Annotated in this window: 11 protein-coding genes; 8 read left to right on the forward strand and 3 right to left on the reverse strand. The window is 55.0% G+C overall.

The window, feature by feature from the left end; genetic code table 11:
- Positions 1-6: 6 nt before the first annotated feature.
- The 3 genes from OGX67_RS14885 to OGX67_RS14895 form a co-directional block, all read right to left on the reverse strand.
- The gene (locus tag OGX67_RS14885) at positions 7-1,161 is read right to left on the reverse strand and encodes an efflux RND transporter periplasmic adaptor subunit (RefSeq protein WP_060855037.1); all 1,155 of its coding nucleotides are present in this window, start codon (positions 1,159-1,161) and stop codon (positions 7-9) included.
- A gap of 280 nt (positions 1,162-1,441) precedes the next feature.
- Entirely contained in the window at positions 1,442-2,008 is a 567-nt protein-coding gene (locus tag OGX67_RS14890; protein ID WP_003839775.1) for a Slp family lipoprotein, read from the reverse strand.
- A 244-nt stretch (positions 2,009-2,252) separates the two neighbouring features.
- Positions 2,253-3,107, reverse strand: coding sequence for a MurR/RpiR family transcriptional regulator (locus OGX67_RS14895; RefSeq protein WP_003839777.1), 855 nt, complete (start codon positions 3,105-3,107; stop codon positions 2,253-2,255).
- 293 nt (positions 3,108-3,400) lie between these two features.
- Between OGX67_RS14895 and OGX67_RS14900 the strand changes: the two genes are divergently transcribed.
- The 8 genes from OGX67_RS14900 (at position 3,401) to OGX67_RS14935 (ending at position 14,841) form a co-directional block, all read left to right on the forward strand.
- The gene (locus tag OGX67_RS14900) at positions 3,401-4,906 is read left to right on the forward strand and encodes a CoA-acylating methylmalonate-semialdehyde dehydrogenase (RefSeq protein ID WP_192474309.1); all 1,506 of its coding nucleotides are present in this window, start codon (positions 3,401-3,403) and stop codon (positions 4,904-4,906) included.
- Between the two features lie 11 nt (positions 4,907-4,917).
- Positions 4,918-6,843 carry a 3D-(3,5/4)-trihydroxycyclohexane-1,2-dione acylhydrolase (decyclizing) gene (gene iolD / locus OGX67_RS14905; protein WP_204583340.1) on the forward strand — a complete coding sequence of 642 codons (1,926 nt, stop codon included), beginning with the start codon at positions 4,918-4,920 and terminating at the stop codon, positions 6,841-6,843.
- Positions 6,844-7,186: 343 nt separating this feature from the next.
- The gene (gene iolG, locus OGX67_RS14910) at positions 7,187-8,173 is read left to right on the forward strand and encodes an inositol 2-dehydrogenase (RefSeq protein WP_003845960.1); all 987 of its coding nucleotides are present in this window, start codon (positions 7,187-7,189) and stop codon (positions 8,171-8,173) included.
- 38 nt (positions 8,174-8,211) lie between these two features.
- Positions 8,212-9,141, forward strand: a complete 930-nt coding sequence (locus OGX67_RS14915; protein WP_003826099.1) for a sugar ABC transporter substrate-binding protein — start codon at positions 8,212-8,214, stop codon at positions 9,139-9,141.
- Between the two features lie 53 nt (positions 9,142-9,194).
- Positions 9,195-10,742, forward strand: a complete 1,548-nt coding sequence (locus tag OGX67_RS14920; protein ID WP_003839789.1) for a sugar ABC transporter ATP-binding protein — start codon at positions 9,195-9,197, stop codon at positions 10,740-10,742.
- An 11-nt stretch (positions 10,743-10,753) separates the two neighbouring features.
- A complete protein-coding gene (locus tag OGX67_RS14925) occupies positions 10,754-11,782 on the forward strand; it encodes an ABC transporter permease (RefSeq protein WP_003839791.1) in 1,029 nt (342 codons plus the stop codon).
- An 8-nt stretch (positions 11,783-11,790) separates the two neighbouring features.
- Complete coding sequence (locus OGX67_RS14930; protein ID WP_086550382.1) at positions 11,791-12,924, forward strand: Gfo/Idh/MocA family protein; 1,134 nt, start codon at positions 11,791-11,793, stop codon at positions 12,922-12,924.
- Positions 12,925-12,936: 12 nt separating this feature from the next.
- A complete protein-coding gene (locus tag OGX67_RS14935; protein WP_032938051.1) occupies positions 12,937-14,841 on the forward strand; it encodes a bifunctional 5-dehydro-2-deoxygluconokinase/5-dehydro-2-deoxyphosphogluconate aldolase in 1,905 nt (634 codons plus the stop codon).
- Positions 14,842-14,851: the final 10 nt, after the last annotated feature.

The raw sequence follows: 14,851 nt of genomic DNA on the forward strand, positions 1-14,851 counted from the left end.
GAAATATTACTGTTCAGCTACCGTGTCAGGTGTGTTCAGTTTTGAAGGGAGGACCCGGGCTTTGCTTCCCGGACGAATTCTTTGTAATCCGGACACAATGACCCGATCGCCGGGGCGTAATCCCGCGGTCACTAACCATTGATTACCAACGGCCTTCACTGCGTTTATTTCACGCAGTTGCACTACGTTTTCCTGGTCAAGGATCAGCGCGGTGGCTTTTCCTTGCTCGTTGTGCGTAATTCCTTGCTGGGGGACCATCAACACGTTTTGTTGACTGCCTTCGTCCAGCAACGCAGTGACATACATGCCGGGTAAAATTTCACCTTCAGGATTGGGAAATACGGCGCGCAGGGTTACCGAACCGGTGGTCTCATCAACAGCGGGATCGGAAAACTCAAGCGTACCGGTATGGCGATAGGGTTTGCCGTTTTCCAGCATCAGCTCAACCGGAATTTTGCCTTGTTGCTGGGCAATTTTGCCGTTAGCTTTCTCTTCTTTCAGGCGTAAGAAGTCCTGTACTGACTGCGTTAAATCAACATAGATCGGATCTAATCTCTGAACGGTGACCAGCGAGTTTTCCTGATTGGCAGTAACCAGGGCACCCACGGTCACGGAAGATTTGCCGCTAATGCCATCAATGGGCGAGGTAACATTGGCATATCGAAGATTAATGGTGGCTTGTTCAAGATCCGCTTTAGCGACGGCAACATTGGCTTGCGCTTCATTAAGCTGTGAACGCGTGGTGTCATAGTCCTGGCGGCTGACGTAATTAGATTTTATTAATGCTGACTGCCGATTTAGTGTCAGACGAACATTATTGGCGGTAGCCTGTGCCTTTGCCAACGCGCCTTTGGCTGAGTCCAGTCGTGCCTGCAGTGGGGCTGGATCAATTTGATACAGTGATTCTCCTTTGCTGACTTTATCACCTTCAACAAAGTTGCGTTTTATGATGATCCCACCAACCTGAGGGCGGATTTCGGCGATCTCGAACGCAAGTGCGCGACCCGGAAGTTCACTTTTAATATTTACTGAGGAGGGGACTAAGGTAACAACGCCGACTTCGGGCTCAATGGTGGTTTTTACTGCAGGTTTATTATCGCAGGCAGTGATGATGACGCTACTAAAGAATAATGGTATCAACAGTAAGCATTTTCTGTTCATAGTAATCCCTGAATAATGTGTAAACACAAATGTTCTTTTATTGCATGCAGGGTGGGGGAGTTGTCGGTAAATAACAAAAGATGGTCAGGCATGAGAAGGGTAAAGCCCATTTCTTCGCTAAAGAATTAGCGGTTAAAAATTATATGTAACAGGAAGAATGCATGTTAAGCGAAGGATCTCCTGAAGCAGGATGGCGCAATAAGATAAACGCGGGGTAATGAGAAGGGTTGTTTGCCAACACCTGACTCCGGAATATAGTCGCGCCATCTTACCTCTGGGATTATTTCACTAGCTCCGGAGTTACCTGAGTTACTGTATTAGCGTAGTAAGGCGCTCCCCACATCGGCTCTGGCCAGAACGCACCGTAACCATAATCCCACATATTATAAGTGGTGTTGACAGACTCAGTTAAATGCCAAACCTGGATACCTTGTAAATCAACTTTAACAAAGTTGTACGGGACTTTGTTGATGAAACCTGACTCATCTCCTTGAATTGTTCCCAAAATAGTCACGAAATGGTTTCTGTAGTTTACCGGATCGAGGAAACCTTTCTGCTGGGCAAGAATACGTCCCTGATAGCTCGCGTCAATTTGTGGCTTAGCAGAGTCGTTCAGTGGCAAAACGGCGATTTCCAGCAACGTATCTTTTTTGGTGTTAATCACATTGATGACTTTACCGCCAAAGCGGGCCTGCTGACCGGTATATAAACCAGGCTGGTTATGCACGGAGATAAAGTTTTTTTGGATATCGGGTTGATTATTACCTTTGATATTCTCAGGAATGGCGGCACATGATGCCAGGGTGAAAGCAAGGGCAATAATCATCAACCCTTTTGTATTTTTCATTTTACTTTCCTGCTTAAAAAAGACAGGGCTATAGTAAACCTTTGCGTATTATTGTCAGCACATGCATTGTTGATTATCTAAAATTAATATAATTGTAGCTCATGGTAATAACGGATTGTATTTTATCCGGTCGCTGAATGATGGTGATATTTTCAACGACCATAAAAGTAACTGCAGACATCACGATTTCACGTCACGCTGGCGGGAATGTAATAAAGCGGATCATCAATTTTCGCGTCGCTCATCAACCGACAGAATGACCGCGTTCATTACTCCCGTCACCTAGCCGGTAAGCCAGCGCCACGACCAGTGACTGTACCAGGCACAGCGTCGCTGACTGGGAGCGAAACGCGTCGACCTGCGCCTCTTTCACCACAAAGCAGAGATCGCTGAACGTTGCCAGCGGGCTTATCTGGCTGTCGGTAATCACGATCTGGCGCGCGCCGGCATTGGCTGCAGTTTCGCTGACCATCACCGTTTCTTCCGCATAAGGCGAGAAGCTTATCGACACCACGATATCGCGCGCTTTAATGCGGTTAATCTGCTCGCGCAGCATTCCGCCCATTCCGTCGAGCAAAATAGGGCGACACTCAAGATGGCTCAGGGCGTAGGTGAGATAGGCGGCGACGCTAAACGAACGACGTAAACCGGCGATGTAAATGGTGTCGGCTTCTGCCAGCAATTGTACGGCGCGTTCCAGCATTTCAGGTTCGGCACGGGCTGCCAGCTGCTGGAGCGCTTGAGTATTCGAACGGGCGAACTCCTGCAGGATATCGAGCGGGGTTTCCGGCACGGCTTCGCTTTCCATCTCACGGAACATGCGCGCGCGGTCGCTGTAGCTGGCGGTTTCCTCCACCAGGTTCATACGAAACAGCTGTTTCATTTCGTTGAAGCCGGTGAAGTCAAAGGCATTGGCGAAGCGGATCAGCGTTGAGGGTGGCACTCCGGCACGTTCAGCAATGACGGCAACCGTATCAAAGGCCACGCTATTGGTATTATCCAGCACATAGCGGGACACCTGCTGCAGCCTCTTACTCAGGCTATCGTAGCGATCGCGGATTTGCTGCTGCAGCTCGTTCAGGCTGGTTGCTGTTGTCATTTTACCTCCTGGTACATAGTTTTATGATTCTAAACGCAAAACCGCGTCTTTGAAATGTCACTCATTCATCTGGCTGTAAAAACGAAACAAAAGCTTCAGGTTTGCCGTTCGCTGAAACGTTCTGCCAGTGCACGCTAATCATGCGATTCCGCTTGTTAACATAAAAACCCATCCTTGATCACATTAATCATTATTTATTTTATTTCAACTTAAAATGGAATGTTTGTTTCATATATAGTACACAGATAACAGTGTTCAGGTAACAGTCACGTATCAACAGCGAGAGGTTAAGGATGGAGACAGTAGCGAATTTTATCCACGGCGAATGTGTCACCGGTTCAGGCCAGCGCGTTCAGGCAATCTTCAACCCGGCCACCGGCGAGCAGATCCGCCAGGTGGTGATGAGTACGATACAGGAAACCGAGCAGGCCATTGCGGCAGCGCACGACGCATTCCCCGGGTGGGCGCGCCATTCTCCGTTAAAACGTGCGCGAGTGATGTTCCGCTTTAAGGCGCTGTTGGAAGAAAACATGGAGAGGCTGGCTCGCATCATCAGCGAAGAGCATGGCAAGGTGTTCTCTGACGCAGTTGGTGAGCTGACCCGCGGCCTGGAAGTGGTGGAGTTTGCCTGCGGCATCCCACATCTGCAAAAGGGCGAACACTCAGCCAACGTAGGCACCGGCGTCGATAGCCATTCGCTGATGCAACCTCTCGGGGTTTGCGTCGGGATCACGCCGTTTAACTTTCCGGCAATGGTACCGATGTGGATGTTCCCCATCGCGCTGGCAACCGGGAATACCTTTGTGCTGAAACCCTCGGAAAAAGATCCTTCTCTCGCCCTGGCTCTGGCGAAACTGCTGCAAGAGGCGGGCCTGCCGGACGGCGTGTTCAACGTCGTACAGGGAGATAAAGAGTCCGTCGACGTGCTGCTGACTGACCCGCGCGTGCAAGCCGTGAGCTTTGTCGGCTCTACGCCGATTGCGGAATACATTTATCAGACAGCGTCAGCCCACGGTAAGCGTTGCCAGGCGTTAGGTGGTGCTAAAAATCACTGCATTTTAATGCCGGATGCCGACATGGATATGGTGACCAACGCCATTATGGGGGCCGCTTACGGCGCGGCGGGTGAACGCTGCATGGCGCTTTCTGTCGTGCTGGCGGTGGGTGATAAAACGGCAGATGAGCTGTGCTCGAGACTGGAAAAACAGATTGCGGCGCTGCGTGTCGGGCCGGGGCTTGATCAGACACCGGAAAACGAAATGGGACCGCTTATCTCCTCGGTGCATCGGAATAAAGTGCTCGGGTATATCGACAGTGGGGAATCGCAGGGGGCCAGCCTGCGTGTGGATGGTCGGCATTTTAGCGTCAAAGGTCATGAGCAGGGCTATTTTGTTGGGCCGACCCTGTTTGATAACGTCACGCCGGAGATGACCATTTATAAAGAAGAGATTTTTGGACCGGTGCTTTCTGTGGTGCGCGTAGCAGATTACAGCAGCGCGGTGGAACTGATTAATCGTCATGAATATGGTAACGGCACGGCAATTTTCACACGTGATGGCGGCTGTGCGCGTCGTTTCTGCGAAGAGGTGCAGGCGGGCATGGTGGGCGTTAACGTGCCTATTCCGGTGCCGATGGCGTTCCACAGTTTTGGCGGCTGGAAGCGGTCCATTTTTGGTGCGCTCAATGTTCACGGCAATGATGGCGTGCGCTTCTATACCCGGATGAAAACCGTCACCGCACGCTGGCCGGAGATGCTGCAGGACACAGGGGCAGCGTTCTCCATGCCAACGCTGGGCTGACAGGAGGGGTTATGCAAACCGAACGTATGACCATGGCTCAGGCGCTGGTCAAATTCCTTAATCAACAATATATCTGTGTCGATGGCGTGGAAACGCCCTTTGTCGAGGGGGTCGCCACCATCTTTGGTCACGGTAATGTGCTTGGCATTGGCCAGGCGCTGGAGCAGGATCCCGGTCATTTGCAGGTGATGCAGGGATGTAATGAGCAGGGAATTGCGCACATGGCGACCGGATTCGCCAAACAGCATCGGCGCCAGCGTATTTTTGCCGTGACGTCATCGGTTGGGCCGGGAGCTGCAAACATGGTGACCGCAGCGGCGACCGCAACGGCGAACCGTATTCCTCTGTTGTTATTGCCAGGCGATGTCTACGCCAGCCGTCAGCCGGACCCGGTATTGCAGCAAATTGAGCAATACCATGACCTCGGCATCAGCACCAACGACTGCTTCCGCCCGGTCTCGCGTTACTGGGACCGGATTAACCGCCCGGAGCAGTTAATGAGTGCGATGCTAAACGCGATGCGAACGCTTACTGACCCCGCAGATACTGGTGCCGTGACCATCTGCCTGCCACAGGATGTACAGGGAGAAGCCTGGGACTATCCCCAGAGTTTCTTTGCGCGCCGCGTTCATCTGATTGAACGTCGACCGCCCGACCCACAGCGTCTGGCGATGGCGCGGGCGCTGATTGCCCGCAAACGCCGTCCGCTGGTGGTATGCGGCGGCGGGGTACGATATTCCGGCGCGCATGAGGCGTTTCGTACGTTTGTTGAAACGCTGCAACTGCCGTTTGCCGAAACTCAGGCCGGAAAAGGCGCACTGGTTAGTGACCACCCACTTAACCTCGGAGGCATTGGGGTAACTGGAGGGATGGCAGCGAATCAGCTCGCACCGCAAGCCGATCTGGTGATCGGCATCGGTACGCGCCTCACCGACTTTACCACCGGTTCGAAAGCGCTGTTTTCTCATCCGGAGGTTGAGTTCCTGCTGCTGAACGTGGCGGAGTTTGACGCACTGAAGTTTGATGCCACCGCGCTTATCGCCGACGCCCGTACCGGACTGACGGCGTTAACTGAAACGCTGAAAGACTACCGCAGCGATTGGGGGAAGGAGGTCACGCAGGCGCAAGAGGCCTGGCGCGATGAGTGCCAACGTTTATGGGATCGCGACTGGCGTCCCGACGACGAACCCGAAGTGGCAGGGCATCTTGACGCTCAGTTAGCGGAATATGGCGACACGCTAAACACCCGGTTGACCCAGACGAAGGTGCTGGGACTTATCAATCAGCACATTGAAGATAACGCTATCGTCGTGGGGGCCGCTGGATCGCTGCCTGGCGATTTACAGCGTATCTGGCAGGTCAAAACCCCGGACAGCTATCACCTGGAATACGGCTACTCCTGTATGGGCTATGAAATTGCGGCTGCTATTGGGGCCAGGCTGGCGAAGCCACAGCAGCCGGTTTATGCCATGGTGGGGGATGGCTCATACATGATGCTGCATTCCGAGCTACAAACCGCCGTTCAGGAGGGGATAAAAGTCACTATCCTGTTGTTTGATAACGCCAGCTTCGGGTGCATTAACAACCTGCAGATGGGGCATGGGATGGGGAGTTTCGGTACGGAAAACCGCCACCGCAACCCGCAAACCGGACGGTTAGATGGACCGTTGGTGAAGGTCGATTTTGCCAAAAACGCGGAAAGCTACGGCTGTCGGGCATGGCGCGTACATGACGAGCAAAGCCTGCTGGCGGCGCTGGAAGCCTCCCGTGTGCATTCGGGGCCTGTGCTGCTGGATATCAAAGTTCTGCCGAAAACCATGACCCACGACTATGCCTCCTGGTGGCGCACTGGCGATGCGCAGGTGGCAGACTCTCCGTCGGTGCGAAAAGCGGCTGAGCAGACGTTTGAGCAGGTGAAAAACGCACGTCAGTACTAAAAGCGATTAATGCCGGATGGCGCTGCGCTTATCCGGCCTACAGCGGATTCTACCTTCTGGCGGGATAAGGCGTTAGCATCGTCATCCGGCAACCTGCGACAACGAAATTTTCATTTCATTTTTCCTTTCTCTTCATCCATCACCTCCTTCCTGAACGGAAGGGGGCCAATTCCTTCATCTTTCCTGTCTTTATGTTGTGATATTGATAACAAATTTTATCTCGATCATCTCAAAAGTGTTAACTTGCACCCAAAAACATAATTTTCACTATTTATAAAAATGAAATAAATGTTTTATTTAAAGGGTCGTTAGTTCATCGCATTCACCAACACCGGGAGCCGTTATGTTTAACATTGCTTTACTGGGCGCTGGCCGAATTGGCCAGGTACATGCAGCTAACATTGCCAGTCACAGTGCTACTACCCTCTGGTCGGTCGTCGACCCGAATCAGGAATTTGCCACTCGTCTTGCCACACAGTACCAGGCTCGTTTGCAAAGCCTGGATGAGGCGATGACGGACCCTAACGTTCACGCCGTGCTGATTGCCTCCGCGACCGATACCCACGCGGATCTGATTGAAATGGCCGCACGCCACGGCAAAGCCATCTTCTGTGAAAAACCGGTCCACCTGGATCTGGCCCGTGTACGCGACTGCCTGAAAGTGGTCAAAGAGTACGACGTACCGTTGTTTATCGGTTTCAACCGCCGCTTCGATCCGCAGTTTCGCCGCGTGAAAACTGACGCATTGGCCGGGCGTATCGGTAAGCCGGAATCGCTGCTGATCATCTCCCGCGATCCGTCGCCGCCGCCTGCGGAATATGTGCGTGTGTCCGGCGGTATGTTCCGCGATATGACCATCCACGATTTTGATATGGCGCGCTTTATCATGGGCGAAGAGCCGGTTTCGGTGTATGCCCAGGGCAGTAATCTGGTGGATCCGGCGATTGGCGAAGCGGGCGATATCGACACCGCGTTCATCGTACTGAAATATGCCTCCGGCGCGATGGCGACCATCGTCAACAGCCGCCGTTCTTCTTACGGATACGATCAGCGCCTTGAGCTGCACGGCTCTGAAGGGCTGCTGTGCGCGGGCAATATTCTCGAAAACCAGGTGCAGCACTACGGCAAACAGGGCTGCACCAGCGCGTTACCTGAACACTTCTTCCTGCAGCGTTATAAATCGGCCTATGCCGCGGAATGGGAACACTTTGTTGCGGTACTGCGCGGCGAAGCGGTCCCTGATTGCAGCGGGGACGATGGCGAGCGTGCGCTGTATCTGGCGGATAAAGCGCTGGAGTCACTGCATAGCCAGCGTGAAGTTCTCCTCTGATTGTCACCACAACCTACCCTACACAGAGAGACATAATAATGAAAAAATTGATCTTAGCTGTCCTCATCGCCATGACATCCGGGGCAGCCATTGCTGAAAATGAGCAAATTGTTTTCAGTACGCCAAACCTGGCGATGCCATTTGAAGTTCACATGCAGCGCACGGCGGTGAAAGCCGCAAAAGAGATGGGCGTGAATTTACAGGTCCTGGACGGGCAGGGTAGCTCGCCAAAACAGGTCGCTGACCTGGAAAACGCCATAACTCGTGGCGCACAGGGCTTTATTGTTTCGCCGAACGATGTCAACGCGGTATCCAGCGCGGTAGATGAAATTCAGGATGCGAAACTGCCCGTGGTCACGCTCGACCGCTCCGTTGACAGCCAGAAAAAAGTGCCGCACTTCGGCGCGAACAACTACAAAGGCGGCCAGGCGATTGGCGACTTTGTCAAAACCAAATTCCCAGACGGGGCAGACATTATTCTGCTGACCGGCCAGCCAGGCTCCTCCTCCAACATTGAACGTACTAAAGGTATTCGCGACAGCCTGAAGGCGGGTGGTGAAAAGTACAAGATCGTTGCCGATCAGACCGGTAACTGGATGCGTTCTGAAGGGATGCGCATTGTTGAAAGCGTGCTGCCTTCGCTGCCGAAGCGTCCGCAGGTGATCCTCTCCGCTAACGACGATATGGCGCTGGGCGCGATTGAAGCATTACAGGGACAAGGACTGAAGCCGGGTGAAGTTCTGGTCACGGGATTCGATGCCGTGCCGGAAGCACTGGCGCGTGTGCGCGACGGTTGGCTGGCAGTGACGGCGGATCAACGTCCTGGCTTTGCGGTGAAAACGGCCATGAGCCAGTTGGTGAATAACGTCCGTGAGAAGACTGCGATCACCGGGGCTGACTACCCGCCAACGCTTATCACCAAAGAGAACCTGCAGCAGGCCGAGCGTATTAACGAAGCCGGTAACTGATATGTCCGCAGCCGCCGCGCAAGTGGCGGCTCTCTATGAGGAGGAGCAGACCGATGTCGCAACCCTTACTGAAAGTGACCGACCTGGCGAAAAGCTTTTCCGGCGTTTGGGCGCTGAGCAGCGCACAACTGACTGTCGGAGCAGGCGAAATTCATGCGCTGTTAGGTGAGAACGGTGCCGGAAAATCGACCCTGCTGAAAGCGCTGGCGGGCGCACAGCCGCAAACACGCGGGGATATTTGGTTCAACGGCGAAACATTGCCGGTAGAAGACTCTCCGGTTGAGCGGCAGAACAAGGGCATTATCACGATTTATCAGGAATTTAATCTGCTGCCCAATATGACCGTCGCCGAGAATATGTTCCTCGGACGCGAACCGCGTAAACGCAATCTGATTGTGGACGAAAAGGCGGTAAATCAGGAGGCGCAGGTGATTCTGGATTACCTGCAACTGAACGTTGCGCCAACCACAGCCGTGGCCCGACTGAGCGTGGCGCAGCAGCAAATGGTGGAAATTGCGCGGGCGCTGACGTTGAACGCAAAGCTGATCATCATGGACGAACCTTCCGCCGCGCTGAGCGACAGCGAAGTAGAAAGTCTGCACCGGGTGGTGCGGGAACTTAAAGGGCGTGGCGTGAGCATTATCTACGTCACCCATCGCCTGCATGAAGTTTTTCAACTCTGCGACCAGTTCACCGTTTTTCAGGATGGACGATTCACCGGGAATGGCGCGGTTGCACAGACCACCGTAGAACAGCTGATCCGCCTGATGGTGGGGCGCGATGTGGCCTTTAATCGCCGCCCGGCCAGCGAAACTCACCATGAAGATAAACCTGTGCGTCTGGCGGTGAAGGGGCTTAGCCGCGAAAAACCGCCGCTGGATCCGCATGGCATCGCGCTGCACGACATTAGCTTCCACGTGCATGCTGGCGAAGTATTAGGTATTGCCGGACTGGTGGGTGCCGGGCGCACCGAAGTGGCCCGCTGCCTGTTTGGCGCCGACGGTTTTACCTCCGGCAGCTTTGAACTTGATGGCGTGCCGTATCAGCCGCGCGATCCGCTGTTTGCGCTGGATCAGGGGCTGGCGCTGGTACCGGAAGATCGTAAAAAAGAGGGTGCAGTGTTGGGACTGTCGATCCGCGACAACCTGTCGCTCTCCAGCCTGTCGTCACTGCTGCACTGGCGCTGGTTTGTGAATACCCGCAAAGAAGATGCCCTGATTGAGTCTTACCGCCAGGCGCTGCAGATCAAAATGGTCAACAGTGCGCAGGAGGTGCGCAAGCTCTCCGGCGGAAACCAGCAAAAAGTGATCCTCGCGCGCTGCATGGCGCTTAACCCTCGGGTGTTGATTGTGGATGAACCGACGCGCGGCATCGATGTTGGCACCAAATCAGAAGTCCATCAGGTGCTGTTTGATATGGCGAAAAAGGGCGTGGCGGTGATTGTGATCTCTTCAGATCTGCCGGAAGTCATGGCGGTTTCCGATCGGATCATCACGTTGAGTGAAGGCCGGGTGACTGGCGAGATCCACGGCGATGACGCCAACGAAGAGCGGCTAATGACGATGATGGCCATCAACCACAACGCCCTGAATGCGGCATAACGGAGTGACTCATGACGCAGATTATTTCTAAAACGCAGGTTCCAGCCAAACGCGGTGGACGTCTCGATCCCATTGCCTTTTTTGAGCGCTTTGGGGTGCTGATTTTTATGATCCTGCTGCTGATTTTCTTTCAGTTGCAGAACAGCAATTTTCTTTCTGAACGCAACATTTTCAACATTCTGACCGAAGTCTCCATTTACGGGATCATGGCGGTGGGTATGACGTTTGTCATTCTGACTGCCGGCATCGATCTGTCGGTGGGCTCTATCCTGGCGGTCTGCGCTATGACCGCCGCGTATGTGATCAAGGGCGACAACTTCACCACCGTCGATCCGAACGCCTGGGGCGGCATGAGCTGGCTGATTGGCCTTGGCATCTGTATGGCGATGGGCACCGCGATTGGTTTTCTGCATGGCCTCGGCGTGACCCGCCTGCGTCTGCCGCCGTTTATCGTCACCCTCGGCGGGATGACCATCTGGCGCGGCCTGACGCTGGTGATCAACGACGGCGCGCCGATTGCCGGTTTCGACGCGGGATACCGCTGGTGGGGACGCGGCGAGCTGCTCGGCATTTCGATTCCAATCTGGATCTTTGCTCTGGTCGCTATTGGCGGTTACCTGGCACTGCATAAAACCCGCTGGGGGCGCTTCGTGTACGCCATCGGCGGCAACCCGGAGGCGGCGCGTCTGGCAGGGGTCAATGTGAAGCGCGTGCTGGTGAGCGTCTACGTATTGATTGGCTGTCTGGCTGGGCTGGCGGGCTTCATCCTCAGTGCGCGTTTAGGCAGTGCGGAAGCGGTCGCCGGGATCTCCTTTGAGTTGCGCGTCATCGCTTCGGTGGTGATTGGCGGCACGTCGCTGATGGGTGGGTACGGACGTATCGGCGGCACCATTATCGGCTCGATCATCATGGGCATCCTGATTAATGGTCTGGTGCTGATGAACGTCTCGGCTTACTACCAACAAATTATTACTGGCTTAATTATCGTTCTGGCGGTGGCGTTCGATACCTACGCCAAGAGCCGTCGCGGCGCACTGTGAGGATCATGATGAAAGAAGTTCGTATTGGATTGATTGGCACCGGGTATATCGGCAAGGCGCATGCTATCGCCTATGCCCAGGCCCCGACGGTGTTTAACCTGCGCGGCAAACTGGTGCGTGAAATGGTAGCGGAAGTTTCTCCGGAGCTGGCCGCCGAGCGGGCGCAGGCGTTTGGCTTCAATCGCTCAACCGGAGACTGGCGGGCGCTGGTGGCCGACCCGGCCATTGATGTGGTGGATATCTGCTCTCCCAACCATCTGCACAAAGAGATGGCGCTGGAAGCGATTCGCCACGGCAAGCATGTGTACTCGGAAAAGCCGTTGGCGCTGAACGCCCACGACGCGCGTGAAATGGTTGAGGCTGCACAGCGGGCAGGAGTGAAAACCCTGGTGGGGTTCAACTATATGAAGAACCCAACGGCGCAGCTGGCGAAAGAGATCATTGAGCGCGGAGAAATTGGCGAGGTGATCCATTTCTACGGCACCCACAACGAAGACTACATGGCCGATCCGCTTGCGCCGATCCACTGGCACTGTTTTAAAGAAACGGCGGGTCTGGGGGCACTTGGCGATCTGGCGGCGCATATCGTCAATATGGCGCAGTACCTGGTTGGGGATATTCATCAGGTCTGCGGCGACCTGAAGATCGTGGTGCCACAGCGTCCGGCGCAGGTCGGTTCCTCGCAAATGGTGGCGGTAGAGAACGAAGATCAGGCCCACGCGATGGTGCGCTTTGCAGGCGGTGCGCAAGGGGTGATTGAAACCTCCCGCGTTGCCTGTGGCCGCAAGATGGGGTTGTCGTATGTGATTACCGGGACCAAAGGAACCATCAGTTTTACCCAGGAGCGCATGGCTGAGCTGAAGCTCTATTTGCATGACGATCCGGTCAACCGCCAGGGGTTTCGCACTTTACTGGTTGGTCCGGCGCATCCGGACTACGGCGCGTTTTGTATGGGAGCCGGGCATGGCATCGGCTTTAACGACCAGAAAACAGTGGAAGTGCGCGACCTGGTGGACGGCATTGCCGCCGACGCGCCGATGTGGCCGGACTTCGAAGAGGGCTGGAAGGTGTCGCGTGTGCTTGACGCCATCGCACTCTCGCACCAGGAAGGCCGCTGGCTGAATGTGAACGACATTGTCTGAAGAGGTATCAACGTGGAAAAGCAGTTTGATGTGATATGCATGGGCCGCGTGGCGGTTGACCTCTACAGTCAGCAGATTGGCGCACGCCTGGAAGATGTGTCGAGCTTTGCCAAATATCTTGGCGGATCGTCCGGCAATGTGGCCTACGGAACGGCGCGACAGGGACTGCGTTCATCAATGCTGGCGCGGGTTGGCGACGAACATATGGGGCGTTTCCTGCGTGAAGAATTAAACCAGGTAGGCTGCGATACTAGCCATCTGATTACCGATAAAGACCGCCTGACAGCGCTGGTGCTACTCGGCATTAAAGACCGGGACACCTTCCCACTGATTTTTTACCGTGATAACTGCGCGGATATGGCGATTACCGCCAGCGATGTTGATGAACAGTACATCGCTTCTGCTCGTTGTCTTGCTATCACCGGGACGCATCTTTCTCATCCGCAAACCCGCGAGGCGGTGTTGACGGCGCTCGCTTACGCCCGCCGTCACGGCGTGCGTACGGCGCTGGATATCGACTATCGCCCGGTGCTGTGGGGGCTTACATCCTTAGGCGACGGCGAAACACGTTTTATCGCCGCCGATCAGGTCACCCGTCAGTTGCAGGAGGTGTTGCATCTTTTTGATGTGATTGTCGGCACCGAGGAGGAGTTTCATATCGCGGGCGGCAGTACCGATACGCTGCAGGCGCTGTCGCAGGTTCGCGGCGTGAGTAACGCGACGCTGGTCTGCAAGCGCGGTGCGCTCGGTAGCTCGGTGTATACCGACGCGATCCCGGCCCGGCTGGACGATGGCCTGACGGTGACCGGCGTACGCGTGGAGGTGCTGAACGTGTTGGGGGCGGGGGATGCTTTTATGTCCGGCCTGCTGCGCGGCTACCTCAACGATGAGGGATGGGAGCAGGCGTGCCGCTATGCTAATGCCTGCGGTGCGCTGGTGGTATCTCGTCACGGCTGTGCGCCGGCGATGCCGAGCAAAGTTGAGCTAGATGATTATCTTTCTCGTGCTGCGGAGGTTCCGCGTCCGGATCTCGATCCGCATCTCAACCATTTGCATCGCGTGACGACTCGCCGTCGCACATGGCCGGAACTGTGCGTGATGGCTTTCGATCACCGCAGTCAGCTTGAAGAGATGGCGCTACAGTGCGGCGCGTCTTTGAAGCGTATTCCGGCATTGAAACAGCTTATTTTGCAGGCCAGCCGTGAAGCGGCCAACAGCGCCGGGCTGGAGGGCAAGGCCGGGCTGCTTTGCGACGGTACGTTTGGTCAGGATGCGCTGAATTCGATAACCGGAGAGGGCTGGTGGATAGGTCGCCCTATCGAACTGCCGGGATCTCGCCCGCTGGAGATGGAACACGGCAATATTGGCTCGCAGCTCATCAGTTGGCCGCAGGAACATGTGGTGAAGTGTCTGGTTTTTTTCCATCCGGAAGATGCCCATGCGTTGCGTCTGGAGCAAGAACAGAAAATCGCCGAGGTGTACCGCGCCTGTTGCCAGTCTGGTCATGAGCTGCTGCTGGAGGTGATTTTGCCGGCCAGTATGCCGCGCAGTGATGAACTGTATTTGCGCGCTATTTCCCGCTTCTACAACTTAGGGATTTACCCCGACTGGTGGAAACTCCCACCGCTGACTTCTGCTGGCTGGACGGCGTTGAGTGACATTATCGAACGGCGCGATCCGCACTGCCGTGGCGTGGTGATCCTTGGTCTGGACGCACCGGCAGAGCAACTGCGCGCGGATTTCAAAGCGGCTGCGGGTCATGCGGTGGTGAAAGGATTTGCCGTGGGACGCACGCTGTTTGGCGACGCTTCCCGCGCGTGGTTGAAACACGATATTGACGATGCGCAACTGGTGGCGCGCATTAAAGATAACTACCTGCAGCTTATCGCCTGGTGGCGCGAGCGCGGACAAGCATAATTCAGGAGAA

Source organism: Citrobacter sp. Cf118 (assembly GCF_030334095.1).
Taxonomy (GTDB): Bacteria; Pseudomonadota; Gammaproteobacteria; order Enterobacterales; family Enterobacteriaceae; genus Citrobacter; species Citrobacter freundii.

What these genes read in the sequence shown, in the direction of transcription:
- OGX67_RS14885 (WP_060855037.1), bottom strand. Translation starts at nt 1,161, where the DNA reads ATGAACAGAAAATGCTTACTGTTGATACCATTATTCTTTAGTAGCGTC.
- OGX67_RS14890 (WP_003839775.1), bottom strand. Translation starts at nt 2,008, where the DNA reads ATGAAAAATACAAAAGGGTTGATGATTATTGCCCTTGCTTTCACCCTG.
- OGX67_RS14895 (WP_003839777.1), bottom strand. Translation starts at nt 3,107, where the DNA reads ATGACAACAGCAACCAGCCTGAACGAGCTGCAGCAGCAAATCCGCGAT.
- OGX67_RS14900 (WP_192474309.1), top strand. Translation starts at nt 3,401, where the DNA reads ATGGAGACAGTAGCGAATTTTATCCACGGCGAATGTGTCACCGGTTCA.
- iolD (WP_204583340.1), top strand. Translation starts at nt 4,918, where the DNA reads ATGCAAACCGAACGTATGACCATGGCTCAGGCGCTGGTCAAATTCCTT.
- iolG (WP_003845960.1), top strand. Translation starts at nt 7,187, where the DNA reads ATGTTTAACATTGCTTTACTGGGCGCTGGCCGAATTGGCCAGGTACAT.
- OGX67_RS14915 (WP_003826099.1), top strand. Translation starts at nt 8,212, where the DNA reads ATGAAAAAATTGATCTTAGCTGTCCTCATCGCCATGACATCCGGGGCA.
- OGX67_RS14920 (WP_003839789.1), top strand. Translation starts at nt 9,195, where the DNA reads ATGTCGCAACCCTTACTGAAAGTGACCGACCTGGCGAAAAGCTTTTCC.
- OGX67_RS14925 (WP_003839791.1), top strand. Translation starts at nt 10,754, where the DNA reads ATGACGCAGATTATTTCTAAAACGCAGGTTCCAGCCAAACGCGGTGGA.
- OGX67_RS14930 (WP_086550382.1), top strand. Translation starts at nt 11,791, where the DNA reads ATGAAAGAAGTTCGTATTGGATTGATTGGCACCGGGTATATCGGCAAG.